Annotated in this window: 21 protein-coding genes and 1 other RNA gene; 14 read left to right on the forward strand and 8 right to left on the reverse strand. The window is 63.8% G+C overall.

Going from position 1 to position 23,802, the window contains the following annotated elements; translation table 11 throughout:
* Nucleotides 1–155: 155 nt before the first annotated feature.
* From AAAU26_RS04670 to AAAU26_RS04685, 4 genes are all read right to left on the reverse strand, one after another.
* Nucleotides 156–635 (reverse strand): peptidoglycan-binding domain-containing protein, encoded by a 480-nt coding sequence (locus AAAU26_RS04670; RefSeq protein ID WP_227619041.1) that lies wholly within the window; start codon nt 633–635, stop codon nt 156–158.
* Between the two features lie 53 nt (nt 636–688).
* The gene (locus AAAU26_RS04675) at nt 689–1,300 is read right to left on the reverse strand and encodes a stage II sporulation protein R (RefSeq protein WP_227619042.1); all 612 of its coding nucleotides are present in this window, start codon (nt 1,298–1,300) and stop codon (nt 689–691) included.
* A 64-nt stretch (nt 1,301–1,364) separates the two neighbouring features.
* Complete coding sequence (locus tag AAAU26_RS04680; protein ID WP_158396702.1) at nt 1,365–2,732, reverse strand: PFL family protein; 1,368 nt, start codon at nt 2,730–2,732, stop codon at nt 1,365–1,367.
* Between the two features lie 13 nt (nt 2,733–2,745).
* Complete coding sequence (locus AAAU26_RS04685; protein ID WP_227619043.1) at nt 2,746–3,015, reverse strand: ACT domain-containing protein; 270 nt, start codon at nt 3,013–3,015, stop codon at nt 2,746–2,748.
* A 245-nt stretch (nt 3,016–3,260) separates the two neighbouring features.
* Here AAAU26_RS04685 and AAAU26_RS04690 point away from each other — a divergent pair, with 245 nt between their 5' ends.
* The 4 genes from AAAU26_RS04690 (at nt 3,261) to AAAU26_RS04705 (ending at nt 6,216) form a co-directional block, all read left to right on the forward strand.
* Entirely contained in the window at nt 3,261–3,740 is a 480-nt protein-coding gene (locus AAAU26_RS04690) for an Lrp/AsnC family transcriptional regulator (RefSeq protein ID WP_015563659.1), read from the forward strand.
* Nucleotides 3,740–4,912, forward strand: a complete 1,173-nt coding sequence (locus tag AAAU26_RS04695) for an aminotransferase class I/II-fold pyridoxal phosphate-dependent enzyme (RefSeq protein ID WP_227619044.1) — start codon at nt 3,740–3,742, stop codon at nt 4,910–4,912. The genes AAAU26_RS04690 and AAAU26_RS04695 overlap by 1 nt, the downstream gene beginning before the upstream one ends.
* 12 nt (nt 4,913–4,924) lie before the next feature.
* The gene (gene ispE, locus AAAU26_RS04700) at nt 4,925–5,803 is read left to right on the forward strand and encodes a 4-(cytidine 5'-diphospho)-2-C-methyl-D-erythritol kinase (RefSeq protein WP_227619045.1); all 879 of its coding nucleotides are present in this window, start codon (nt 4,925–4,927) and stop codon (nt 5,801–5,803) included.
* Between the two features lie 209 nt (nt 5,804–6,012).
* Complete coding sequence (locus AAAU26_RS04705; RefSeq protein WP_158396707.1) at nt 6,013–6,216, forward strand: DUF378 domain-containing protein; 204 nt, start codon at nt 6,013–6,015, stop codon at nt 6,214–6,216.
* Between the two features lie 65 nt (nt 6,217–6,281).
* Here AAAU26_RS04705 and ssrS read toward each other — a convergent pair.
* Nucleotides 6,282–6,485, reverse strand: a non-coding RNA gene (ssrS, locus tag AAAU26_RS04710) — 6S RNA.
* A gap of 12 nt (nt 6,486–6,497) precedes the next feature.
* Nucleotides 6,498–6,818, reverse strand: a complete 321-nt coding sequence (locus tag AAAU26_RS04715) for a DUF1292 domain-containing protein (RefSeq protein ID WP_015563662.1) — start codon at nt 6,816–6,818, stop codon at nt 6,498–6,500.
* Nucleotides 6,819–7,080: 262 nt separating this feature from the next.
* Between AAAU26_RS04715 and AAAU26_RS04720 the strand changes: the two genes are divergently transcribed.
* A complete protein-coding gene (locus AAAU26_RS04720) occupies nt 7,081–7,821 on the forward strand; it encodes a peptidylprolyl isomerase (protein ID WP_227619046.1) in 741 nt (246 codons plus the stop codon).
* A gap of 117 nt (nt 7,822–7,938) precedes the next feature.
* On the opposite strand, the gene AAAU26_RS04725 is transcribed toward AAAU26_RS04720, so the two are convergent.
* Both AAAU26_RS04725 and ruvX read right to left on the reverse strand, forming a co-directional pair.
* Nucleotides 7,939–8,430, reverse strand: a complete 492-nt coding sequence (locus AAAU26_RS04725) for a hypothetical protein (protein WP_227619047.1) — start codon at nt 8,428–8,430, stop codon at nt 7,939–7,941.
* A 262-nt stretch (nt 8,431–8,692) separates the two neighbouring features.
* Entirely contained in the window at nt 8,693–9,124 is a 432-nt protein-coding gene (gene ruvX / locus AAAU26_RS04730) for a Holliday junction resolvase RuvX (RefSeq protein WP_158398806.1), read from the reverse strand.
* Nucleotides 9,125–9,261: 137 nt separating this feature from the next.
* Between ruvX and AAAU26_RS04735 the strand changes: the two genes are divergently transcribed.
* From AAAU26_RS04735 to trmFO, 9 genes are all read left to right on the forward strand, one after another.
* Nucleotides 9,262–12,603 carry a PD-(D/E)XK nuclease family protein gene (locus AAAU26_RS04735; protein ID WP_227619048.1) on the forward strand — a complete coding sequence of 1,114 codons (3,342 nt, stop codon included), beginning with the start codon at nt 9,262–9,264 and terminating at the stop codon, nt 12,601–12,603.
* Nucleotides 12,600–16,283 carry a UvrD-helicase domain-containing protein gene (locus AAAU26_RS04740; protein ID WP_227619049.1) on the forward strand — a complete coding sequence of 1,228 codons (3,684 nt, stop codon included), beginning with the start codon at nt 12,600–12,602 and terminating at the stop codon, nt 16,281–16,283. The genes AAAU26_RS04735 and AAAU26_RS04740 overlap by 4 nt, the downstream gene beginning before the upstream one ends.
* Nucleotides 16,284–16,735: 452 nt before the next feature.
* Nucleotides 16,736–17,287 carry a translation initiation factor IF-3 gene (gene infC / locus AAAU26_RS04745; RefSeq protein ID WP_149793865.1) on the forward strand — a complete coding sequence of 184 codons (552 nt, stop codon included), beginning with the start codon at nt 16,736–16,738 and terminating at the stop codon, nt 17,285–17,287.
* An 18-nt stretch (nt 17,288–17,305) separates the two neighbouring features.
* The gene (gene rpmI / locus AAAU26_RS04750) at nt 17,306–17,509 is read left to right on the forward strand and encodes a 50S ribosomal protein L35 (protein ID WP_005928215.1); all 204 of its coding nucleotides are present in this window, start codon (nt 17,306–17,308) and stop codon (nt 17,507–17,509) included.
* 54 nt (nt 17,510–17,563) lie between these two features.
* A complete protein-coding gene (gene rplT / locus AAAU26_RS04755; RefSeq protein WP_015563667.1) occupies nt 17,564–17,914 on the forward strand; it encodes a 50S ribosomal protein L20 in 351 nt (116 codons plus the stop codon).
* A gap of 80 nt (nt 17,915–17,994) precedes the next feature.
* Entirely contained in the window at nt 17,995–18,774 is a 780-nt protein-coding gene (locus AAAU26_RS04760) for a TrmH family RNA methyltransferase (RefSeq protein ID WP_227619050.1), read from the forward strand.
* Nucleotides 18,771–19,931, forward strand: a complete 1,161-nt coding sequence (gene dprA, locus AAAU26_RS04765; protein WP_227619051.1) for a DNA-processing protein DprA — start codon at nt 18,771–18,773, stop codon at nt 19,929–19,931. Before AAAU26_RS04760 ends, dprA begins: the two co-directional genes overlap by 4 nt.
* Before the next feature lie 203 nt (nt 19,932–20,134).
* Nucleotides 20,135–22,219, forward strand: coding sequence for a type I DNA topoisomerase (gene topA, locus AAAU26_RS04770; protein WP_149793862.1), 2,085 nt, complete (start codon nt 20,135–20,137; stop codon nt 22,217–22,219).
* A gap of 120 nt (nt 22,220–22,339) precedes the next feature.
* Entirely contained in the window at nt 22,340–23,716 is a 1,377-nt protein-coding gene (gene trmFO / locus AAAU26_RS04775) for a methylenetetrahydrofolate--tRNA-(uracil(54)-C(5))-methyltransferase (FADH(2)-oxidizing) TrmFO (RefSeq protein WP_227619052.1), read from the forward strand.
* Nucleotides 23,717–23,802 lie beyond the last annotated feature (86 nt).

A 23,802-nucleotide genomic window follows, 5' to 3' on the forward strand; every position in this document is an offset into this window, starting at 1 on the left:
GTTGGGGCCGCGGCCAGCAGGATGCGAGGCCCGCACCATGGGCCGAAGCAGACGCTGGGAGCCGCAACCCGGGCTCCTTATTATTTTTTTTTTGACAAAAAGATACATCAAATCGAAAAGAGCCTCCCCTTTCGGGAGGCTCTTCCGTCTTCACGTCACGCGGCAGGGAACATCTTTTCCCAGGTGTCCTTGCCCACGGAGCCGTCGGAGGTCAGGCTGTGGCGGGTCTGGTAGCGCTTGACGGCGGCGACGGTGCTGGCACCGAACTTGCCGTCGGTGGTGAGCCGCTCGCCCTCGGCGTTGAGCTTCTGTTGCACCAGCCGGACGCAGCCGCCCACGCTGCCGCTCCGCAGCACGATGCCGGGGTAGGGGACGATGAGGCCGTGCTTGGCCGTGTAGCGGGCGTAGAGCACGTTCCAGGTGTTCGCGCCCACTTTGCCGTCCTCTTTGAGGCCGTACCGGAGCTGGAACTCCCGGACAGCCTTCTCGACGTTTGCGCCGAACTTTCCGTCCACGGTGAGGGCGGCGTGCCAGGTGCAGCTGTCCCGGATGCCGTTGAGCCAGGTCTGCACGAGGGCCACGTCCGGGCCGGAGCTGCCGCGCTGGATGAGCGAGTAGTAAGCAGGAATTGCCATAGTGTTGTCACACTCCTTCCGCGCTCATCCTATGCGGCGTGCCGATGGCCTGTTCACCCGGCCAGCACCACGTCCTCCCGGGGCGCGGTGAGGCCGCCCCACCACTCCACGAACCGGAACCGAACGATATACTCCCCGCAGACAAGGTCATTTTCGGCAGGCGTGTCGTACCCGCCGCAGGCTGACCGGCAGAGACTCGGGTAGAGCACACACCACCAGTTCCGGCCTGCCCGCCGCGTCCCGATGTCCAGCCGCACCGCGTCGTACCGCCCGGCGGGCAGAGCCCCGCCGTCATAGCGCCGGGTGGGAAAGTACATATTCACGAGGCAGGCTTTCACCGGTGCGCGGATGCCGAGAGCGGCCAGTGTCTGGCGGGCCGTCAGCTCGAAGAGGACGAGGTTTTCCGCCGCCCACGCCCGGGCATCGGCCCGGCTGTCCGCCGGGCAGGCTTCGCCGGTGAGGACCAGCACGGCGTCCCGGACAGCCAGCTTCGCGCTCTGGTCGCGCACGGAGTCGGTGTCGGCCCGGATGTGGAGCCGCAGGGTGTCGGCGGCAAGCTGATCGGCGGTGGTGAGCTGGCTCTGCGCCCAGCCTGCCCCCAGCGACAGTAGAAGACAGAACAGCAGCGAGGCGCACAGCGCCCCCATTTCGCGGCGGGATAACATAAAAAACAGGCCCCCTCATGGAAAGTTTATCCAGAGGATGGGCCTGTTTTTAGAAAATTATTCTTTAATTCTTCAGCGACTGCATCGGGGCGGGGAGTCTGCCGCCGCGGTTGATGAAGACGGAGGGGTCACGCTGGTTGACCGGCATGATGGGGCCGTAGCCCAGCAGGCCGCCGAAGTCCAGCACTTCGCCCGCCTTGCGGCCGATGGCCGGGATGACGCGGACGGCGGTGGTCTTGCTGTTGACCATGCCGATGGCGGCTTCGTCGGCGATGAGGGCGCTGATGACGGCAGGGGTGGTGTCGCCGGGGATGATGACCATGTCGATGCCCACAGAGCAGACAGCCGTCATGGCCTCCAGCTTTTCAATGGTGAGACAGCCGCACTCGGCGGCGTGGATCATGCCGTCGTCCTCGCTGACGGGGATGAAAGCGCCCGACAGGCCGCCAACGTGGTTGGAGGCCATGACGCCGCCCTTCTTGACAGCGTCGTTGAGCAGGGCAAGGCAGGCAGTGGTGCCGCAGCAACCACAGGTCTCAAGGCCCATTTCCTCGAGGATGTTGGCCACGCTGTCGCCCACAGCGGGGGTGGGGGCCAGCGACAGGTCGATGATGCCGGCGGGTACGCCCAGCTCCTTGGAGGCGAGGTTTGCCACCAGCTGACCTACGCGGGTGATCTTGAAGGCGGTGCGCTTCACCAGCTCGGCCACCTGGTCGATGGGGGCATCCTTGGGCAGCCGGGCCAGCGCGGCGCGGACCGCGCCGGGGCCGGAGACACCGACGTGGATCTCGCAGTCGGGCTCACCGGGGCCGTGGAAGGCACCCGCCATAAAGGGATTGTCCTCGGGCGCGTTGCAGAAGACCACAAGCTTTGCTGCGCCGATGCACTGACGGTCGGCGGTGAGCTCGCTGGCCTTCTTGACGGCCTCGCCCATCAGCTTGATGGCGTCCATGTTCAGGCCCGCCTTGGTGGCACCGATGTTCACCGAGCTGCAGACGATGTCCGTCTCGGCCAGTGCGCGGGGGATGGACTCGATGAGGCGCAGGTCGCCCGCCGAGAAGCCCTTGTGGACGAGGGCGGTGTAGCCGCCCACGAAGTTGACGCCCACCTTCTTGCCGGCGGCGTCCAGCGTCTTGGCAAAGTCCACCGGGTCGGCGTCCGGGCAGGCACCCAGCAGCATGGCGATGGGGGTGACGCTGATGCGCTTGTTGATGATGGGGATGCCGTACTCGGCGCTGATGTGCTCCACAGCCGGAACGAGCCGGGCGGCGCGGGTGGTGATCTTGTTATAGATTTTTTCGCAGGCTTTCCTGGGGTCCGGGTCGATGCAGTCCAGCAGGCTGATGCCCATGGTGACGGTGCGCACGTCCAGATTGTCCTGCGTGAACATCTCGATGGTTTCGAGGATGTCGCCGGTGTTCATCATGCTCATAGTAGTTTGCTCCTTAAATCGTGTGCATCGCGTCGAAAACTTCCTGGCGGGTGAGGTTGATCTGCATCCCCATCTCAGCGGCCAGAGCGTTCATCTTCTGGTGCAGCTCCTCGTGGGAGACGCTGCACTTGGAGATGTCCACCAGCATGATCATGGCGAACATGCCCTGCAGGATGCTCTGGGTGACGTCCTCGATGTTGATGTTCAGCTCACAGCAAAGGCCCGAGACACGGGCGACGACGCCCACGGTGTCGTGGCCGATGACGGTAATGAATGCTTTCATAATTCCTACCCCTTCTATATAAATGTTGACAGAACGAAAGGCTCTCCCCTTGGGAGAGGCTTACTCACCTCAAGTATAGCAGATTTCACGAAAAATGAATACTCTTTTTGGAAAAAAGAGCAGGGGAAAAGGGAAAAAGAATGTCTATCTCCGGCAGAACTTGCAAAAACCAGATGCAAACTGCCGGGCAGTGTGCTATACTTATCTACAAATATCGCCACAGGCTGAACAAAGGAGAGACAACGATGGAACAGCTTCTGAAGATCCTTGAAGACAATGCCCGGATGTCGGTGGAGGACATCGCGGCCATGCTGAATAAATCCCCCGCCGAGGTGGCGGCTATGATAGATCTGGCCCGGGCGCAGGGCATCATCAAGGGCTACAAGACCCTCGTGGACTGGGAGAAGGCCGGCGTGAACCGGGTGGAAGCCGTCATCGAGCTGAACGTCAGCCCCAAGAAGAGCCGCGGCTTTGACGAAATTGCCGCCACCATCGCCTCCTTCGACGAAGTGGAGAGCGTGCTGCTGATGAGCGGCGGCTACGACCTGCAGCTGGTCATCAAGGGCCAGACCTTCCAGGAGATCGCCCTCTTTGTGGCAAAGCGGCTGTCGCCGCTGGACGATGTGCTGTCCACGGCCACCCATTTCGTGCTCCGCACCTACAAAAAAGAGGGTCGTCTGTATCAGGACGAAGAAATCGATGAAAGAGAGTGCACCGTGCTGTGATGGATTACGATAAACTGATCGCGCCTGCCGCTGCGGCCATGCGCCCCTCCGGCATCCGCAAATTCTTCGACCTCGCCGCCGAGATGCCCGAGTGCATCAGCCTCGGCGTCGGCGAGCCCGACTTCAAGACCCCCTGGGCCGTCCGTGAGGCGGGCATCGAAAGCCTCGAGCATGGCCGCACCCGTTATACTTCCAACGCGGGCCTGAAAGAGCTGCGGGCCGAGATCGCCCGCTACCTCGACCGCCGGATGGGCCTGAAATACGACCCGGCAAAGGAAGTTCTCGTCACCGTCGGCGGCAGTGAGGCCATCGACATGTGCATCCGCGCTCTGGTGCAGCCCGGCGATGAGGTCATCATCCCGGAGCCGTGCTTCGTCTGCTACGAGCCCATCACCACCCTGTCCGGCGGTGTGCCGGTCCATGTGGCCTGCCGTCAGGAGGATGAGTTCCGCCTCCGGGCCGACGCCCTGAAAGCCGCTATCACCCCGAAGACCAAGCTCCTCATCATGCCCTTCCCCAATAATCCTACCGGCGCGGTGATGGAGCGGGAAGACCTCGAGGCCATCGCGGAAGTTCTGCGCGGCACCAACATCATGGTGCTGTCGGATGAGATCTACGCGGAGCTGAACTATGGCCTGCAGAACCACGTTTCCATCGCTGCTCTGCCCGGCATGGCCGAGCGGACGGTGGTGGTCAACGGCTTCTCCAAGACCTACGCCATGACGGGCTGGCGGCTGGGCTATGCCTGCGGCCCCGCGCCCATCATCAAGATCATGACCAAGATCCACCAGAGCGCTATCATGAGCGCCCCCACCACCAGCCAGTACGCCGCCATCACGGCCCTCAAGGACTGCGACGGCGAGATCGAGCGGATGCGCAACGAGTATAATATGCGCCGCCGCCTCGTGGTGAAGAGCTTCAACGATATGGGCCTGAGCTGTTTTGAGCCGCGGGGCGCGTTCTATGCTTTCCCCTGCATCAAGTCCAGCGGCATGAGCAGCGAGGAGTTCTGCACAAAGCTTTTGGAGCAGAAGCATGTCGCCATCATCCCGGGCAACGCCTTTGGCGCGTCCGGCGAGGGATACGCCCGTGTGTCCTACGCCTACAGCGTGGAGCACCTGATGGAGGCTATCCGCCGCATCCGGGAGTTTTTGAACGAGAACTGCAAGTGAGGAGGAAAAACGATGCGCGATCGTGTGACGGTCCTGGCTCCGGCCAAGCTGAATCTGGCGCTGGACGTGGTGGGCATCCTGCCCGGAGGCTACCATGCTCTGGATATGACCATGCAGGCCATCTCGCTGTACGAGCGGGTGGTCATCCGCCGCAGTCCTTACCTCGATCTGATTCTGCCCGGCAGCAATGTCAAGCCCGGCCCGGGCAACACCGCCATCAAGGCGGCACTGGCTTTTTTCCACTATACGGGCCTGCTGACGGGTGCAGACATCACCATCTATAAGAACGTCCCCGTCCGGGCCGGTATGGCTGGCGGCAGCGCCGACGCTGCTGCTGTTCTGGTGGGTCTGAACGAGCTGTACGGCGCCCGTCTGTCCATGAGCGAGCTTTGCGCTCTGGGTGCCGGTATCGGCGCAGACGTGCCGTTTGCCCTCATGGGCGGCACCTGCCGGGTGCAGGGCCTCGGTGACCTCATCAAGGCGCTGCCGCCCATGCCCGAGTGCTGGTTCACAGTGGTGATGCCCGACTATGGCGTCTCGACGCCGGAGGCTTTTGCGGCCTACGATAAGGTGGGCAGCAGCGTCCATCCCGACTGCGCCGCTCAGGAAGCCGCCATCCGGGCGGGCGACCTGGACGCTGTCTGCGCCGCTGCCGGAAACGCTCTCGAGGAGTGCAGCGGGGCCAGGGACAACGAGGCCATCAAGGCCGCCCTCCGGGAGAATGGGGCCGTCACCGCCCTTATGACCGGCAGCGGCGCGGCGGTCTTCGGCGTGTTCCGCACCGAAGCCGAGGCCAAAGTCGCCGCTGACGCCCTCCGCGCCCGCTGGCCGCAGGTTTATACCGCCCAGCCTGTCAGGGGAGGGGCTTGCCCTCTCCGTCACCTTCGGTGACACTGCCCGGGTTGCGGCTCCCAGCGTCTGCTTCGCTGTCGCTTGCATCCTGCTGGCCGCGGCCCCAACAGCTCCTCCCTGTTTCCGCCGCTGGCGGCGGTCGTCGCCGTTGCTCCCAGAGGGAGAGGCTTTCGGGCGGCGCTGACCCTATAAAATGCATAACCCTCCTTCTCGTCGGGCATACTGCCCAAAGGAAGGAGGGTCTTTTTGTGCAGACCTTTTATAAAATCTGTCTCATCCTCATGATCGTCGGCGGCATCAACTGGGGCCTTGTGGGCCTGTTCCAGTTCGACTTCGTCGGCTGGCTGCTGGGCGGCAGCGCGTCCATCTGGTCACGCATCGTGTTCACGCTGGTGGGCGTGGCCGCTATCTGCGGTATCCCGGGCCTGTTTACAGACGAGACCGGGGAGTAGAGACAAAAGAAAAAGGCTCTCATGCCGGCAGGAAATACGGCACGAGAGCCTTTTTGATACCTATAAAGAATCCCGCCCGGACGTCTGCGGCAATCAAACCTACCCTTGCGGACAGGTGGGTGCTCTGTCTCCGGTTTCGCGCTTCCTCATCGAGCCTTCATGGTCGACCCATGACGGGGAGGTCTGCAATCCACCGACGAACTCCAAGCTCCCGTTGAATGATTAGTAGGATCATATAAACCGCAACAAATCGTGCCGGGCAGGAAGTCTTTGCTGAGAAATCACTCAATCTCGAACTGGTCGCTCAGACGCTTCTCGAACAGCTTGCTGACTTCCAGCAGGGTCTCATCGTCCTCGACCACATCGAGATACTCGCCCTCGTCGTCCTCGCCGACGCTCAGGATGACCAGCTGGGCGTCCTCGTCCAGGTCTTCCTCATTCTCGGCGTATTCGACAACGGCCAGGTAATGTACGCCCTTATGGTCCAGAGCGTCGATCACTTCAAACGTGACCTCATTGCCGTCCTCGTCCTCGAGGGTCATCAGGTCAGGCTGATATTCCTCTTCGGTCTCAGCGGCGGACTTGTTCATATCTTCTGCCATAAGTCACGTTCTCCTGTCAAATATCTAAAAAATGGAATAACTGTCACACCCTGCCCACTCTGCTCCTTCTGAGCTGTGGGTTCCGGGTACGCCTATAGTGTAGCGTTTTTTTGCCCGCTCGTCAAGATGTTTTTCGCATAGAAATCCAATAACAAATTTTCACGCTTTTCCCTCTCGCTTCCCGGGCCGGAATGTGATATACTATAGCGATAGCTTTTGAAAAGCCATCTTTGCTATAATATATGGACAGGGAGGCCCGCTCATGAGAGCCTTGAAAAAAATAATGGCGGCACTGGCCCTGACGGCCGTTCTGGCCGGATGCAGTGCACATAATATTCTCTCCAGCATCCAGGGCGGGAAGGCTGGTACGGTGCAGACGGTCAGCCGCCCGGCTGTGGAGTCGGCAGAGCTGCAGTTTACCCACCCGGCGGCGGGGGACACCATCGCGGTGTTCGATACCTCGGCAGGCGTGTTCAAAGCAGTGCTTTTTTCCACCGAGGCCCCGCAGGCCGTGCAGAACTTCACGACATTGGCCCAGCAGGGCTTTTACAACGGACTGACCGTCACCCGGGTGGAGAAGGACTTCGTGGTGGAGGCCGGGCAGGGTGCGGACGGCAGAGGCACCACCATCTGGAACGGGAATCGTTTCTCCACCGAGACCACCGATAAGCTCCATCACTATTCCGGCGCACTCTGTGCCGCAGCGGACGCCTCCGGCGACTGCGCCAGCGTCTTCTATGTCATGGAGACTCTGCCGGGCAGCAGTTCGGTGACGCAGGAGCTCATCGACCAGATGAACGCCGCCGGCTGGCGGGCCGACGTGGTGAGCGCCTACCAGACGGCGGGCGGCGCACCCTACCTCGACTACACCGACACCGTCTTCGGGCAGGTGTACGAAGGGATGGAAGTAGTAGACACCATCGCCCAGACCGGCGTGGACGAAAATCAGCGCCCGACGGAGGCTGTCACCATCAACAGTGTGACCATCACGAAATTTGAATAAGAAGCTGCTTTTCCGCCCTCCGGGCGGTGGACGGCTGCAAAAAAATCACCCGCCAACTGGCGGGTGATCTGCGTTTATGGGGAAATCAGACGAGATGCGGGGAAAATCGGGAAGAAATCAGAGATTCTTGCCCACCCGCAGGGAGATGGCAACATAAGTCTGGCCGCGAATGGTCCGGGCCACTACGCCTGCCTTGGTATAGTTGCCCTTCAGGGCAAAATCCAGGGCTTCGTTTTGTTTGCTGCCTCTGATGTGATCGATGATGTTCTGCAGCGTGGTATCGTTGTAGTCATATTTGGCGACCAGAGTGAGGGTGGCGTTCTGTTTGTCGTCGTCCCACTTGGCATCCACCTTGTTGAAAAACTGGTATCCGAGAGCATTGCCCTTCAGCTCAAGCTCCAGAGCGTCCAGACGGGCGTTTGCAACAGTACGCATCCCATCGTCATTGGCCAGGGCCACGGTGCGGCCGTTGTTGATGGCCTGCATCACATTGGCTTCGGCCTGGGCCTCCGGGCCGGAAGAGCCGCCGCCACCGCTGCAGGCGGTCAGGAGCAGAAGGGTCAGTGCACCGGCCAGAAGCAGGGCAGTCAGCTTTCTCAGTTTTGTCATGTGGGTCGCCTCCAATCGTTTTTGTTTTGGTGAGTCCAGTTGTTTTTTCTCATGAAGAAGCGTCATCTCCGGCCATCTGGTCAGGGGGTTCTTCTACCCTCATTTTATCGGAGAAGAGCCGGTGCTGTCAAGCCGGAAAACTATACAAATTCGGCTCAGAAAAATTGTGAAAACAAACCGGAAAACGACGATTTTCTGTGGACTTTGCAACAAACTGTCCGGACTTCGCAAAGAAACTTTGCCACAGGGGCGGCGGGGGAGTTCAGACCTCCCCCGGATGCTCCTTCCGCCATGCGAGGTAGTCGTCCAGAATGACCGTCGCGCTCACCGAGTCGAGGATGCTTTTCCGCTTTGCGCCGAAGGTGCCGCTCTCGTCGAGGAGGTCAGCAGCGGCGCAGGTGGTCTGGCGTTCGTCCCACATCCGGACGGGCAGGCCGCTCCAGATCTCAACGGTTTTGGCCAGCTTGCGGCTCTTGCGGGCGCGCTCGCCCTCGGTGCCGTCCATGTTCAGCGGCAGGCCGATGACGATGAGCTCGGCTTCGATTTCTTTTGCCACCTCGCAGACCCTGGCGGCGACTTTGTCCCGGGCCTTAACGGTGATCTGAGGCGTGATGGGGGAAGTCAGGAACTCGGTGCGGTCGCAGGTGGCGAGGCCGGTGCGGCTGTCGCCGTAATCTACTGCTAAAATTTTCATGCAGGTGTCCTCTTTCTGAGATGATTTTTTCTTCATTGTACCACAGAATAGATGTCGCTGCAATTTTGTGGTACAATGATAGAAAAATGAGGGCAAGCCGCCCACGATAGAAAACTGACCCAACGGAGAGATTCACCATGTTAAAACTACTTTTAGGCGGCTCCGGCAGCGGAAAGACCACCCTGCTGTACCAGCGCATCCGGGCGCGGGCTGAGGCGGGGGAGAAGAGCATCCTGCTGGTGCCGGAGCAGTTCACCTCGTCCACCGAGGGCCGCATCCACCGGGAGATGGGCGACGCGCTGAGCGGACTGGTGGAGAGCTTTTCCTTCACCAGCCTCGCCGAGCATATCCTGTCGGCGGAGGGCGGCTCTGCCGTCCAGACCCTCAGCGACGCGGGCCGGGCCGTGCTGGTGCGCCGTGCCCTCGAGGAACTGCAGGACAACGTCCATTACTATTACCGCCACCGCCGCTCGGCCGCCTTCTGCCAGATGGCCGCCGAGACCATCGACGAGCTCAAGAGCGCGGGTCTCTCGGGCCAGCAGCTCTATGAGCTGGCGCAGGACTGCGGCACCGACAGCGCCAAGCTCAGCGAACTGGCCCTCATCTTTCAGGGCTACGAGACCCTGCTGGCCGGGACAGGCATGGACCCCTCCGACCGGCTGGAGCTGGCCGCATCCCGCCTCGAGGCCGCACTGGCCCGGGGCGAACTGCCGGAGTTCCTGCGGGACAGGGCCGTCTTCATCGACGAGTTCGACACCTTCAACGCCCCGAAAAAGCGGCTGATGGGCGCTCTGCTGGCCTCGCTGCCCACCGTGACGGTGGCCCTCTGCGACGACGGCACCCCGCTCGTGCCGGGGGACATGAGCCTTTTCTCCGGCGCGAAGCAGGTGGCGGCGCAGCTGCGCCAGCTGGCCCGCCGGAACGGCACTGCGGTGGCCGTGCCGGAACTGCTGCGCCGGGACGTGCGCCACGCCGACGCCCCCGGCCTTGCCGCTGCGGCCCAGCTGCTGGCCGCGGGCCGGTGTGACCCGCCTCCGGCCTGTCCGGAAATAAAATTATTCGCCGCCCCCAGCCGGGAGGAAGAAGCCCGCGCCGCCGCTGCTGCCATCCGCCGCCTCATGCGGCAGGGCGTCCGCTGCGGGAAGGTGGCGGTGGTCTGCCGCGACATCTCGAAATACCGCGCCGCCGTCAAGTACGAGTTCCGGATGGCGGACATCCCCCTCTACTGCGACGAGCCCACGACGCCCGAGTTCAGCGCCCCGGCCACGGCGGTGCGGTGTCTGCTGGCCATTGCCCGGGGTGCGGAGCTGACGGAACAGCTCACCACCCTGGCCAAGACCGGCCTCTGCGCCCTCACCGAGGAAGAGGTCTGCGCCCTTGAGAACTACGCCTACACCTGGTCGCCCAACGCGGCGGCGTGGCGCGCGCCTTTCGAGAAGAACCCCCGGGGCTTCGGTGATGTGGAGCCTACCGACGAGGACAGAGAAAACCTCGCCCGGGCCGAAAAGGCCCGCGCCCTTCTCATCACCGCCGCCGACGGCCTGCGCGCGAAGCTCCGCTCTGCCAACGCCGAGCAGATGAGCCGCGCCCTCTACTTCTGCCTGAAGGAGCTGGGCGCGGAGGACGCTCAGGCCGCGCAGGTGGAGGCCATCCGGGCCGAGCGGGGCATCCCCGCCGCCGAGGAAGCCGCCCGGGAGTGGAACGTGGTCATGGGACTGCTGGACGAGATGGCAGGCCTGCTGGGCGGCCAGAGCGTCACCATCCCCGAGTACGAAGAGCTGTTCGGGCTGCTGCTGCGCTCGTCCGACCTCGGCCACATCCCCCAGACGCTGGACGCCGTGGTGCTGGCCAGCGCAGGCAAGATGCGCCTTGACGCACCGGACTATGTCTTTGTGCTGGGCCTCTCCGAGGGCGAATTCCCCGCCGCGCCCGGCGAGACGGGCCTGCTGACCCACGCCGACCGCGACGCCCTGATGGCGCAGGAGATCGAGCTTCCGGACTGCTTCGAGAACCGGGTGGTCCGCGAGCAGGTCTGCTTTTATAAGGCCCTCACCGCCCCGGCCAGAGGCCTCTGGCTCAGCTGGCCGAAGGGGCAGGGCCAGACCCTCTGCGCCGCCCTCGAGCCCATCGTGGACGTGCTGAGACCGGGTGCGCCGGAACTCGACCTGAGCGACCTTGCCGCCACTGCCGCCGACGGCCTCGACGTGCTGGGCGGCGGCTGGCCCCTGACGGAGACCGAACGCGCCAGCCTCACCGAGGCCCTTCATGCCCCCGGCGGGGCAGAAACCGAGGGCCTCGCCCTCCTGCGCCGGATGGCGGGCCGCAGCCCCCGTCAGGTCAGCGACCTCGAGGCGCTGGAAACGCTGCTGGGCCGGCGGCTCCGCATCTCGCCCAGTCAGCTCGAAAAATACTACACCTGCCGGTACGGCTATTTCCTGCAGTACGTGCTGGGCCTGCGCCCCCGGAAGCGGGCGGAGCTTTCCGCCGACCAGAGCGGCACCCTCATGCACTGGGTGCTCCAGATGGCCCTCGACCCCCACCCCGGCCCCGACAACCCCTGCGCTGGCTTACAGCCCTTCCTCGACCTCGACGACGAGGCCATGGCGGCGCTGGCCGGGCTTCTCGTAGATGAGTATGCAAAGCGCTACCTCCCCGAGGACACGGCCCGCTTCGCCTATCTGCTCTCCCGCCTCAAAAAGAGCATGACGGGCCTGCTTTGCTACCTGCGGGACGAGCAGCGCCAGTCCAGCTTCAAACCGGTGGCCTGTGAGCTGAAGATCGGCCCCGGAGAGGACGCTGTGCGGGGCCAGACCTACCGCCTCTCGGATGGCCGGACGGTGCAGCTCATCGGCACCGTGGACCGCGCCGACGAGTGGATCGAGGACGACGGCACCCGCTGGGTGCGGGTGGTGGACTATAAGACCGGCACGAAAAAGCTTGACCTGCGGGAAGTCTACTGCGGCCTCGACTGTCAGATGCTGCTCTACCTGTTCAGCCTGACCCGAGACGCCGACGGACGATTCACCGGGGCAGAGCCTGCGGGTGTGCTGTACCTGCTGGCCGACCCGGCCCCCGAGACGACCACCCGGGGCAAGGCCGCCCAGAGCATGGAATACAAGCTGGACGGCCTCGTCCGAGACGAGCAGAAGGTCTTCGACGCCATGGACGCCGAGGAGACGGGGCGGTATCTGCCCTTCAGCTTCCGCAACGGTGTACCCAGCCCTTACCAGAAAGAGAAACGTGCCGACAAGGCCAAGCTCTCCCGCATCCAGCTCCATCTGGACGACCTTGTGACCCAGATGGGCGAACAGCTCTACGGCGGCTGCATCGCCGCCGAGCCGCTGGTCACGGGCCGCAGCCCCTGCCGGTGGTGTGACTACGGCTTCATCTGCTGCCATGAGGACGGCATCGGAGAGCGGGCGCTGGACGCCCCTGCAAAGCCTTTTGAACCGGAAGAGAAAAAGGAGGAAGACCAGTGAGCGAGACAAAATGGACCCCGGCCCAGCGTGCCGCCATCGACGACCGGGGCGGTGCGCTGCTGGTGAGCGCCGCCGCCGGCAGCGGCAAGACCGCCGTGCTGACGGAGCGGGCCGTCCGGCTCATCACCGACCCGGAACATCCCGTGGACGCCGACCGGCTCCTCATCGTCACCTTCACCAACGCCGCCGCCGCAGAGCTCCGCGCCCGCATCGGGCAGGCGCTGCTCCGCCGCAGTCAGGCAGAGCCGGGCAACACGGCCCTCCGCCGCCAGCGGATGCTGCTGCAGAGAGCCCCCATCTGCACGATCGACGCCTTCTGCCTCGACCTGCTCCACAAGCACTTTCAGGCGCTGGACATCCCGCCGGACTTCACCCCTGCCGACCCTGGCAGCGTGGAGATGCTGCGGAACGCGGCCCTCTCCGAGACGCTGGAAGCGGCCTATCAGGATGCGGACTTCTGCGCCTTCGCCGACCTCTACGGCAAGGGCCGCACCGACAAGGCGGCGGGGGAGGCTGTTTTGCAGGTCTATGACTTCCTCCGCGCCCTGCCGGACTACGATAAAAAGCTGGACGAGATGCTGGCCCCGTGGCAGGAAGAGAACGGCTTTGCCCGCACCTGCTGGCATGATATTCTGATGCAGGAGGCCGCCCGCTCTGCCCGGGCTGCGAAGGAGCTGCTCTGCGCCGCGCTGAACGACTGCAGGGAGGACTTCGTGACTGCGCAGGCCGACGCCGAGGCCAGCAAGAAGACCTCTGCCGCCAAGGAAAAGGCCGTGGCGGCAGTGAACGAGAAGTTCGCCGAACCCCTCGAGAGGCTGGAAAACTCCGCCGCCCTGCTGGGCGAGGTGGAGCGTCTGGCCGGGGCGGGGGAATGGACGCCCCTCTACGACAGGCTGACGCCCTACGTCCTCGGCATGGAACAGGCCCCCGGCCTCAAAAATATGAAAAAGCGGCTCACCGGTGAGCACAAGGACGCCGTCAAGACCCGGGCCGACGAGGCCGCAAAGCTCTTTGAGAAAATCGAAGACCTCATCAGTTGCAGCCTCGACGAAGCCGAGCTTGACCGGAAAGCCGCCGAACCCTGCCTCCGCGCCCTCTTTGCCGCCGTGCGGGACTTTGACGCCCGCTTTGCGGCCCGGAAGCGGGAGAGAAGATTGCTGGAATTCAGCGACTTCGAGCATCTGGCCCTGCGGCTCCTGCGGGACGCCGACGGCCAGCCCACCGAGCTGTGTCAGGGCATCCGGCAGGGCTACGCCGCCGTCATGGTGGATGAGTATCAGGACACGAATGCCCTGCAGGACGCCCTTTACCGCTGTCTGGCCAGCCCGGCAGGGGATGACCTCTTCCTCGTGGGCGACTTAAAGCAGAGCATCTACCGCTTCCGTCAGGCGGACCCCAGCATCTTCCGGGAAAAGCTCGAGAGTTGGCCCCTCCTGCCCGGCGGCGAAGCCCGCCCCCGGCCCGAAGACGGCAGGCCCGGCGAGAACGCCATGCTGGCGCTGGATGCCAACTTCCGCTCTGCCCCGCAGGTGGTGGCGGGCATCAACTTTATCTTCGAACAGCTCATGACGCCTGCTCTGGGCGACACGGCCTACGGCGACGGACAGCGCCTCGTCTGCGGCGCACCCGGCGCGTACGAGGGCAGTGTGGAGGCCCACTTCCTGCCCGACGATGCCGCCGAGACGGACGCACAGTATATCGCCGACCGCATCGAGGCGATGGTGGCCTCCGGCGAGCCGGTGCGGGACGGCGGCACCACCCGCCCGGTGCAGTACGAGGACTGCTGTGTCCTGCTGGCGGCGAGAGGCGACTTCCCGGCCTATGCCGAGGCCCTGACGGCCCGGGGCATCCCGGTCTACGCCGACGCCCGGGAGAACCTGCTGGACGCGCCCCACATCCGCCCCCTCATCGCCCTGCTGCGGGTCATCGACAACCCCGCGCAGGACATCTATCTCGCTGCCGCCATGCTGGGGCCGATGTTCGGCTTTACGGACGACGACCTCGTCCGTCTCCGGGCCGGGGCGCAGACACCCGATAAGCACACCCGCATCAGCCTCTACGGCGCAGTTTTACAGGCCGTCCAGAGCGGGGCGGAGGATGATTTCACCCGCCGGGTGCAGGCGTTCTACCAGCGTCTGACGGCCCTGCGCCGGATGGCCCGGAGCGTGCCGATGGAGGAATTGCTGGAAGAAATTTTTGTTTCCACCGGCTACCTCGCCGCCCTCGGTGCCATGGAGAACGGCCAGCGCCGCCGGGAGGACGCGCGGCGTTTCGCCTCCTTCTGCGCCGGGGCGGGCGCGGGCGGCATCTCGGCCCTCGTCCGTGCTATCGACGCGGCCACGCTGGCGGGCTCCACCGGGCAGGAGACTGCCCCCGGCGGGGCGCGGCCCGGCTGCGTCACCATCATGACCATCCACCGCTCCAAGGGCTTGCAGTTCCCGGTGGTGTTCGTGGCCGATACGGCCCGGCAGTTCAACGCCGCCGACACCCGCCAGCCTGTCCTGCTCCACCGCGTCTGCGGCGCGGGCCTCCGTCTCCGTCCCGAGGGCGGCGAGGGGGCCTATAAGACGGCGGCCTACACCGCCCTCTCTACGGTCCATGCCGCCGAGATGCGGAGCGAGCAGATGCGGCTTTTGTATGTGGCCCTCACCCGGGCACAGGATAAGCTGATCTTGACGGTCCCGCTGGGCATCGGCCGGACGTCCAACCCCTTCGCCAAAGCCGCCGCCTTCCTCGCCGCCGGGGCGGGGGAGACCCTGAACGCTCAGGCGGGCAGCTTCGCCGACTGGCTGCGGGCGGCGCTCCTCGTCCACCCCAACGGCGGACCTCTCCGCCGTCTGGCGGGGAACCTCGAGCTGCCCTTTGCGGACACCAGAAGCACCATCGCCCTCACAGTGCAGGCTGATGTCCTCCCGCCCGAAGAAGCCCCCGCCGAGGCGGAAGAGCCGACCCGGCCCGAGGCCGACCCGGCCCTTGTGGAGACGCTGCGGCAGGGCTTCGGCTGGCGGTATCCGGCGGCAGCGCTGGCGGACATCCCGGCCAAGGTCAGCGTGACCAGCCTCGTCCACGCTGCTGAGCAGACCACCCTCGAGCGCCCGGGCTTCCTCTCGAAGGACGGCCTCACCGCCGCCGAGATGGGTACGGCTCTCCATGCCTTCCTCGAGCACGCCGACTTCGAGGCGCTGGCCGCTGTGCGGGACGCAGAGGACACTGCCGTTCTGGCCGCTGTCCGCGCCGAGCGGGAGCGTCAGGCGGCGGTGCAGCTCACGCCCCCCGCCATTGCCGGAAAGCTGGATGTCTATAAGATACTCCGCTTTGTGCGCAGCGAGGCGTTCCGCCGCATCTGCGGGGCAGAGGATGTGCTGCGGGAGCTGGCTTTTATCACGTCGCTGCCTGCCGCCGAGGTCATGGCTGCCCAGGGCCGCGCCCTGCCCGACGGCCCTGCCGCCGACGCCGAGGTGCTGGTGCAGGGCATCGCGGACATCGTCCTCATCTACCCCGACCACCTCGAGCTTCTGGACTACAAGACGGACCGCCGCAAGACTCCTGCCGACTTCGTCCGCGCCTACCGCGCTCAGCTGGAGCTTTACGCAAAGGCCATTGATAAGCGCTTCGCCCCCCGGCGGGTGACTTATAAAGGGATATATTCGCTGGAGCTGGGGGAGCTGATACAGGTATAATAAGAAGACAAAATTTTGCGGAATGCCAAGGCCTCCCCTCGATAGGGGAGGTGGCATCGCGTAAGCGATGACGGAGAGGTTGAATCTGGCGGTGGCCTGCGGGCAGGCTGTCCTTCGTCCAACCTCTCAGTCTGCTTCGCAGACAGCTCCCCTAGTAGGGGAGCCTCTGGCGAAGAGGCAAGGTTTTAAGGTACAACGGAAAAGCAAACATAAAATTTCAAATTCCCGCATAAAAATGCTTGACAGCCTTCCCGGGGTGTGGTAGAATATCCGAGTAAAGAAAGCAGCTACGGCCTGTGCCGCGCTCGCCTTGAGGGGTAAGGATCCCCGGGCTATACCCTGAACCGATTCGTCTTGAAGACCGAATCGCGCTTTTGAGTGAATTTTGCGCGGCTGTCCCGAAACTGGGGCGGCCGCGTTTTCTATGCCAAAAAACGCAACACTATGGACTATTGTTTGGAGGTGCATTCATTATCGCTACCGCTGGAAAGTCGAAGGAACTGGAGATCAACGGTCAGATCCGTGACCGTGAGGTTCGCCTGATCGGAGCCGACGGCGAGCAGAAGGGCGTGGTCAGCATTCAGGTGGCCATGCGCGCTGCTGAGGACGCCGGACTTGATCTGGTCAAGATCGCCCCGCAGGCTGTCCCGCCTGTGTGCAAGGTGCTGGATTACGGCAAGTACCGCTTTGAACAGCAGAAGAAGGAGAAGGAAGCCAAGAAGAACCAGAAGGTGGTCGAAGTCAAAGAGACCCGCCTCTCGCTCAACATTGACACCAACGACTTCAACACCAAGCTGAACCAGACGGCCAAGTTCCTGGCCGCTGGCCACAAGGTAAAGGCCTCGATCCGTTTCCGCGGCCGTGAGATGGCGCACAGCGCACTCGGTGCTGACGTGCTGAAGCGCTTTGCTGAGGCCCTGCCTCAGGCAAGCATGGATAAGCCGCCGGTCCTCGAGGGCCGCACGATGTCCATTCTGCTGATCCCGAAACCCAATAAGGACTAATTTTAGGAGGATACTAAAATGGCTAAGATGAAACTGAAGACGCACTCCGGCGCTAAGAAGCGCTTTAAGCTGACCAAGAACGGCAAGATCAAGCGCGGCCATGCATTCCGCAGCCACATCCTGACCAAGAAGACCACCAAGCTGACCCGTGGTTACCGTCAGCCCAGCTACGTTGATAAGACCAACGCAGCTACCATCAAGAGCATGCTGCCCTACGCCTAAGAGCGAGCCGCAGGCAAACACATTCTACTGAGATAACTAAAGGAGATATAAAAAATGGCACGTATTAAGGGCGCAACCATGACTCACAAACGTCGCAAGAAGATGCTGAAGCTGGCCAAGGGCTTCTACGGCTGCAAGAGCAAGCACTTTAAGATGGCTAAGCAGCAGGTCATGAAGAGCGGCAACTACGCTCTGGCTGGCCGCCGCATGAAGAAGCGCCAGTTCCGCAACCTGTGGATCTGCCGCATCAACAACGCTGTCCGTCCTCTGGGCATGAACTACTCCAGCTTCATGGCTGGCCTGAAGAAGGCTGGCATCGAGCTGAACCGCAAGATGCTCAGCGAGATGGCCATCAACGATCCCAAGAGCTTCGCAGCTCTGGTCGAGACCGTGAAGAACGCCTAATAGACCTTAAAAAAGACGCCCGCGCGTATCAAATACGCGGGCGTCCTTTTTGTATGTTTTGGTAGTTGGAGGAAAGACGGATGGAGAAGATCACCAGCCGGGAAAACGCAAAAGTCAAATACGCCTGCCGTCTGGCGTCCAGCGGGGCGTTCCGCCGGGCCGAGGGCTGCTTTCTGGCCGAGGGGCGGAAGCTCTGCCCCGAGCTTTGCCGGGGCGCAGAGCTGGAGACCCTCTTCTGCACCGAGTCGGCGCTGGAAAAATGCCCGGAGCTTTCGGAATTGCCGGGCGAACACTACCTTGTGGAAGACCATGTGGCCGATAAGCTGGCCGACGTGGGGACCCATCAGGGCGTGTTCGGCGTCTTCCGCACCCCGGTGCATACCTTAGAAGAGGTGAAGACCGGCGGGCGCTACCTCGCCCTCGAGCGGGTGCAGGACCCCGGCAACGTGGGAACGCTGCTCCGCTCTGCGGCGGCCTTCGGCTTTGACGGCGTGCTGCTCAGCGACGGCTGCGCCAGCGTCTTTGCGCCCAAGACCCTTCGGGCCTCCATGGGCGCAGCGGTGCGCATCCCCGTCATCGAGGCGGGGAAGATGCCCGAGGCCATCGCCCTGCTGCGGGAGAAGAGCATCACCTGCCTTGCCGCCGCCCTCTACCAGTCCCAGCCCCTGAGTGCGGCGGCGTCCAGCTACCCGGACGGCGTCTGCGTCGTCATCGGCAGCGAGGGTCAGGGCCTCACCGATAAGACCATCGCCGCCTGCACCGGCACTGTCCGCATCCCCATGACCGACCGGGTCGAGAGCCTGAACGCCGGCATCGCGGGCAGCATCCTGCTCTGGCATTTCCGGGAGGAGAGCCTGTGACGCGGGCCGGGGAGGGGCAGCTGAGCCTTTTCCCGCCCGACCCGGCCCCCGACCCGCTCCTGTGCTGGCTCTGGCTGGCGGGGACGCTGGGTGCGGGCAGTCAGCGGGCCGGAGCCGTGCTGGACGCCTTCGGCGGGGCGCAGGAGGCATGGGAGGCCCGAGACACCGATGCCTTCGCCGCCGCTGCAGGACCTGCCGCCGTCCAGCGCGCCTGCCTGCCGGATAACACACCCGAGCACTACCGGGCCTTTGCGCGGCGGTGCGCGGCCCGGCGCATCCGCATCCTGCCCTATGACGACCCGGACTATCCGCTGGCCTTCTCCCGCATCTCCGATATGCCGCTGGTGCTCTACTGCACCGGCGACCCCCGCTGGCTCAATGAGCCTGCCGCCGTGGGAATGGTGGGGACCCGGAAGCCCACCGAATACGGTCTGCGGGCCGCAGAGGATATTGGGCGGGGCCTCGCCCGGGCGGGGGCCGTCATCGTGAGCGGTCTGGCCGACGGACTGGACAGCGCCGGACACCGGGCGGCGGTAGGGGAGAACTGCCCCACCATCGCGGTGATGGGCGTCCCCATCGACCGGACCTACCCCGCCGCCAACCGGGAACTCCGCCGGGCCATCGAGAGGCGGGGCTGCGTCATCAGCGAGTACCCGCCCGAAAGTGAGCCGGTGGGTGCCGTGGGATTTTTGCAGCGCAACCGCCTCATCGCGGCCCTCTCCGGGGCGCTGGTGGTGGTGGAGGCCAAGGAAAAGAGCGGCACTATGTCCACCGTGGGTCACGCAGAGCGGTACGGTAAGCCGGTGTTCGCCGTGCCGGGCAGCATTTTTTCGCCCGCCTCGGCGGGGACGAATGCCCTTCTGCGGGACGGACGCGCAAAAGCGGTCTGTACAGCGGCGGATTTATTTGGTACACTGGGGCTGCAGACCGCAAGACCGGCCCCGGTACCCCGGGAGACGCCCCGGCCCCTGAGTGAAAATGAGCGGCTGGTGCTCTCCTGTCTCGGCGCAAAGGCGCAGGGCGTGGAGGAGCTGGGCGTCAAGAGCGGCCTGCCCACGGCGGCGCTGCTGGGCGTCCTGATGAAGCTCGAGCTTGCGGGCCGGGTGAGCTGTCTGCCGGGCAAACGGTATATTCTGCGCGGAGGAAGCGCAAGTTAAAGAGGGATAACCTCTCCGTCATCGCTGCGCGATGCCACCTCCCCTACGGAGGGGAGGCCTTGGCATATCGGAAAGCCTCGCCTCTTCGCCAGAGGCTCCCCTACTAGGGGAGCTGTCTGCGAAGCAGACTGAGAGGTTGTACGAAGGCGGGCCTGCCCGAGCAGCAGCGGCTGATGAGGATTTATATATAGGAGAAGAACGTAATGGCAAAACTCGTCATCGTGGAGTCGCCTGCCAAGGCGAAGACCATCGGCAAATATCTGGGCAAAGACTACGAAGTTACGGCCAGCATGGGCCACATCCGCGATCTGCCCGCCTCCCAGCTGGGCATCGATATCGAGCATGACTATGCGCCGCAATACATCAGCATCAAAGGCAAGGAAAAGCTCATCAAAGAGCTGAAGAGCAAGGCCAAACACTCCGACGGTGTGCTGCTGGCGACCGACCCGGACCGTGAAGGTGAAGCCATCAGCTGGCATTTGGCCAACATCCTGGGCCTCGACCCCCACGAGCCCAACCGCGTGACCTTCGATGAGATCACCAAGAAGGGCGTGAAGGAGGGTATGGCCCACCCCCGCGCCATCAACGAAGACCTCTTCAACGCCCAGCAGGCCCGCCGTGTGCTGGACCGTCTGGTGGGCTATAAGCTGAGCCCCTTCCTGTGGCGGAAAGTCCGACGCGGCCTGTCGGCGGGCCGCGTCCAGAGCGTAGCCGTCCGCATCATCGACGACCGCGAGAAGGAGATCGAAGCCTTCAAGCCCGAGGAATACTGGAACGTGGACGCTACTCTGGGTGTGGGCCGGAAGAGCTTTACGGCCCGTCTGGCCTCCGACGACAAGGGAAAAAAGCTCCTGCCGCACTCTGAGGCCGAGGCCCGCGCCATCGAAAAGGGCCTCGAGGGGGCCGAGTACACCGTGGGCGAACTGAAAAAGGGCAAGCGCGCGAAGCAGCCCACCCCGGCCTTCATCACCAGTACCCTGCAGCAGGAGGCATCCCGCCGTCTGGGCTTCACGGCCACCCGCACCATGCGGGCTGCCCAGACGCTGTACGAAGGCGTGGACATCGCCGGCCACGGCACCATGGGCCTCATCACCTATATGCGTACCGACAGCCTCCGCATCTCCGACGAGGCTGTGGCAGCTGCCAGAGAGTACATCGCCGGGGCCTACGGCGAAAGCTATATCTGCCCCTACAAGCGCACCTGGAAGACCAAGAGCGCCACGGCAGCGCAGGACGCCCATGAGGCCATCCGTCCCTCTGTGCCGGGCCTGACCCCCGACGAGGTGGACAAGAGCATCAGCGGCGATACCGCCAAGCTCTACCGGATGATCTGGAGCCGCTTCATGGCCAGCCAGATGGCGGACTGCCAGCAGGACACCGTGTCCGTCACCGTCTATGCTGGCGGCTACCGTTTCAAGGCCAGCGGCTACACGGTCACCTTCGATGGTTTCACCGCCCTGTACGAAGAGGCCACCGACGAGAAGGAAAAGAAGGAGACCAGCCTTCCTCCCCTCGAGGAGGGTCAGGTGCTCAAGCTGCGGGAGCTGAAGAGCGAGCAGAAGTTCACCCAGCCCCCCGCCCGCTACACCGAAGCCACCCTCATCAAGGCGCTGGAAGAGAACGGCATCGGCCGCCCCTCCACCTACGCCCCCATCATCACCACCATCATCGACCGCGGCTATGTGGAGCGGGAGCAGAAGAAGCTCAAGCCCACCCTGCTGGGCCGGGCCGTGGACGGCCTGATGCTGGAGCAGTTCCCCCACATCGTGGATGTGGACTTCTCGGCAGAGATGGAGAAGAACCTCGATAAGGTCGAGAGCGGCAAGACGGACTGGCACAAGACCGTGGACGACTTCTACAAGGGCTTCGCCGCCAGCCTCGAGCAGGCCGAGAAGAACATGGAAGGCAAGAAGGTCAAGGTGCCGGACGAGCCGTCCAGCGAGGTCTGCGACCTCTGCGGCCGTCCCATGGTCATCAAGGTGGGCAAGTACGGCAAGTTCCTGGCCTGCAGCGGCTTCCCCGAGTGTCGCGGCACCAAGCGCCTCGTGAAGGACACCGGCGGCATCTGCCCCAAGTGCGGCAAGGGCCGTATGCTGGAGCGCAAGAGCGCCAAAGGCCGCATCTACTACGGCTGTGAGCGCTACCCCGACTGCGACTTCATGACCTGGGATATGCCGGTGGCCGTCAAGTGCGAGAAGTGCGGCTCCACTCTGTTCCGCAAGGGCTCCAAGCTCTACTGCGCAAAAGAGGGCTGCGACTTTGAGATGCCGGTGCCGAAGAAAGACTAAATAAGGAGTAAACCTCTCAGTCTGCTTCGCAGACAGCTCCCCTGATAGGGGAGCCCTTGGCAGAGCGGTAAAGTCTCCGCTGACTGCCTCGGGCTTGAAGTAAGATGAAAGGGATATTAAATGAGCAACTATAAAGTTACTGTTTTAGGTGCCGGTCTGGCGGGCTGCGAAGCCGCCCTCTGGCTGGCGGGCAAAGGCGTGCAGGTGGAGCTCTACGAGCAGAAGCCTGCCCACTTCTCCCCGGCCCACAAGAGCGAGGGCTTCGCGGAGCTCATCTGCTCCAACAGCCTGAAAGCCGAGCGTCTGGACTCCGCCTCCGGCCTGCTGAAAGAGGAGATGCGCCGGATGGGCAGTCAGCTCCTGAACGCTGCCGAGGTGGCCCGCGTGGCCGCAGGCGGTGCGCTGGCCGTGGACCGCGACACCTTCAGCGCCGAAGTCACCCGGATGGTGGAGGCTGCGCCGAACATCACCGTTCACCGGGAGCGGGTGGAGCACATCAACGAGAGCACCCCCATTCTCGTGGCCACCGGCCCCCTGACGGACGGTGCGCTGGCGGACGAAATTGGCCGCCTGACCGGCGATGAGCGCCTCCACTTCTACGACGCCGTGGCCCCCATCGTGACGGCGGAGAGCCTCGACTATGAGAAGGTGTTTGCCGCCTCCCGTTACGACCGGGGCGAGGCCGACTACCTCAACTGCCCCTTCAACAAGGCCGAGTATGAGGCATTCCACGCCGCGCTGGCCTCGGCAGAGCGAGCCCCGCTCCATGAGTTCGACGCGGGCGCAGAGCAGGGCGCACAGCCCGACCCCGATGCCCACGGCAAAAAAGCTGATACCGTTACGGTCTACGAGGGCTGTATGCCCATCGAGATCATGGCCGCCCGGGGTGCCGACACCATGCGGTTCGGCCCCCTGCGCCCGGTGGGCCTCATCGACCCCCGCACCGGCCACCGCCCCTGGGCCAACGTCCAGCTCCGGGCCGAAAATAAGGAGCGGACCCTGTATAACATCGTGGGTTTCCAGACAAACCTGAAATGGGGCGAGCAGAAGCGGGTGTTCAGCATGATACCCGGCCTCGAGAACGCCGAGTTTGTCCGGTACGGCGTCATGCACCGCAACACCTTCCTCGACGCACCCCGGGTGCTGAGCGCAGGGCTCTGCCTCAAGGAGCACCCCAACGTCTTCTTTGCAGGCCAGATCACCGGCTTCGAGGGCTATATGGAGAGCGCGGCCTGCGGCCTGCTGGCGGCGCGGAACATTTACGCCCGTCTCGAGGGCAAAGAGCTGCCCGCACCGCCCATCGACACCATGTGCGGTGCGCTCATCCAGTATCTCACCACCGAGAACAAACACTTCCAGCCCATGGGCGCGAACATGGGCATCCTGCCCCCGCTGCCGGAGGACCAGCGTCCCCGCGACAAGCGCCTGCGTTACATGGCCGTGGCCGAACGGGCTGTGGCCAGCTTCCAGCAGTGGCTGGATGAAAATTCTCTGTAAGATGGACAACCTCTCCGTCAGCTTAGCGGAACAGAACGCCCAGAGCTTCCATCGCGTATTCGAAATAGGTCAGCTTGTCGTACTCC

It is taken from the genome of Faecalibacterium longum (assembly GCF_040094125.1).
Lineage (GTDB): Bacteria > Bacillota > Clostridia > Oscillospirales > Ruminococcaceae > Faecalibacterium > Faecalibacterium longum.

Bases quoted from the DNA above. Each gene is read 5' to 3' on its own strand.
- AAAU26_RS04670 (WP_227619041.1), bottom strand. From the start codon at position 635: ATGGCAATTCCTGCTTACTACTCGCTCATCCAGCGCGGCAGCTCCGGC.
- AAAU26_RS04675 (WP_227619042.1), bottom strand. From the start codon at position 1,300: ATGTTATCCCGCCGCGAAATGGGGGCGCTGTGCGCCTCGCTGCTGTTC.
- AAAU26_RS04680 (WP_158396702.1), bottom strand. From the start codon at position 2,732: ATGAGCATGATGAACACCGGCGACATCCTCGAAACCATCGAGATGTTC.
- AAAU26_RS04685 (WP_227619043.1), bottom strand. From the start codon at position 3,015: ATGAAAGCATTCATTACCGTCATCGGCCACGACACCGTGGGCGTCGTC.
- AAAU26_RS04690 (WP_015563659.1), top strand. From the start codon at position 3,261: ATGGAACAGCTTCTGAAGATCCTTGAAGACAATGCCCGGATGTCGGTG.
- AAAU26_RS04695 (WP_227619044.1), top strand. From the start codon at position 3,740: ATGGATTACGATAAACTGATCGCGCCTGCCGCTGCGGCCATGCGCCCC.
- ispE (WP_227619045.1), top strand. From the start codon at position 4,925: ATGCGCGATCGTGTGACGGTCCTGGCTCCGGCCAAGCTGAATCTGGCG.
- AAAU26_RS04715 (WP_015563662.1), bottom strand. From the start codon at position 6,818: ATGGCAGAAGATATGAACAAGTCCGCCGCTGAGACCGAAGAGGAATAT.
- AAAU26_RS04720 (WP_227619046.1), top strand. From the start codon at position 7,081: ATGAGAGCCTTGAAAAAAATAATGGCGGCACTGGCCCTGACGGCCGTT.
- AAAU26_RS04725 (WP_227619047.1), bottom strand. From the start codon at position 8,430: ATGACAAAACTGAGAAAGCTGACTGCCCTGCTTCTGGCCGGTGCACTG.
- ruvX (WP_158398806.1), bottom strand. From the start codon at position 9,124: ATGAAAATTTTAGCAGTAGATTACGGCGACAGCCGCACCGGCCTCGCC.
- AAAU26_RS04735 (WP_227619048.1), top strand. From the start codon at position 9,262: ATGTTAAAACTACTTTTAGGCGGCTCCGGCAGCGGAAAGACCACCCTG.
- rpmI (WP_005928215.1), top strand. From the start codon at position 17,306: ATGGCTAAGATGAAACTGAAGACGCACTCCGGCGCTAAGAAGCGCTTT.
- rplT (WP_015563667.1), top strand. From the start codon at position 17,564: ATGGCACGTATTAAGGGCGCAACCATGACTCACAAACGTCGCAAGAAG.
- AAAU26_RS04760 (WP_227619050.1), top strand. From the start codon at position 17,995: ATGGAGAAGATCACCAGCCGGGAAAACGCAAAAGTCAAATACGCCTGC.
- topA (WP_149793862.1), top strand. From the start codon at position 20,135: ATGGCAAAACTCGTCATCGTGGAGTCGCCTGCCAAGGCGAAGACCATC.
- trmFO (WP_227619052.1), top strand. From the start codon at position 22,340: ATGAGCAACTATAAAGTTACTGTTTTAGGTGCCGGTCTGGCGGGCTGC.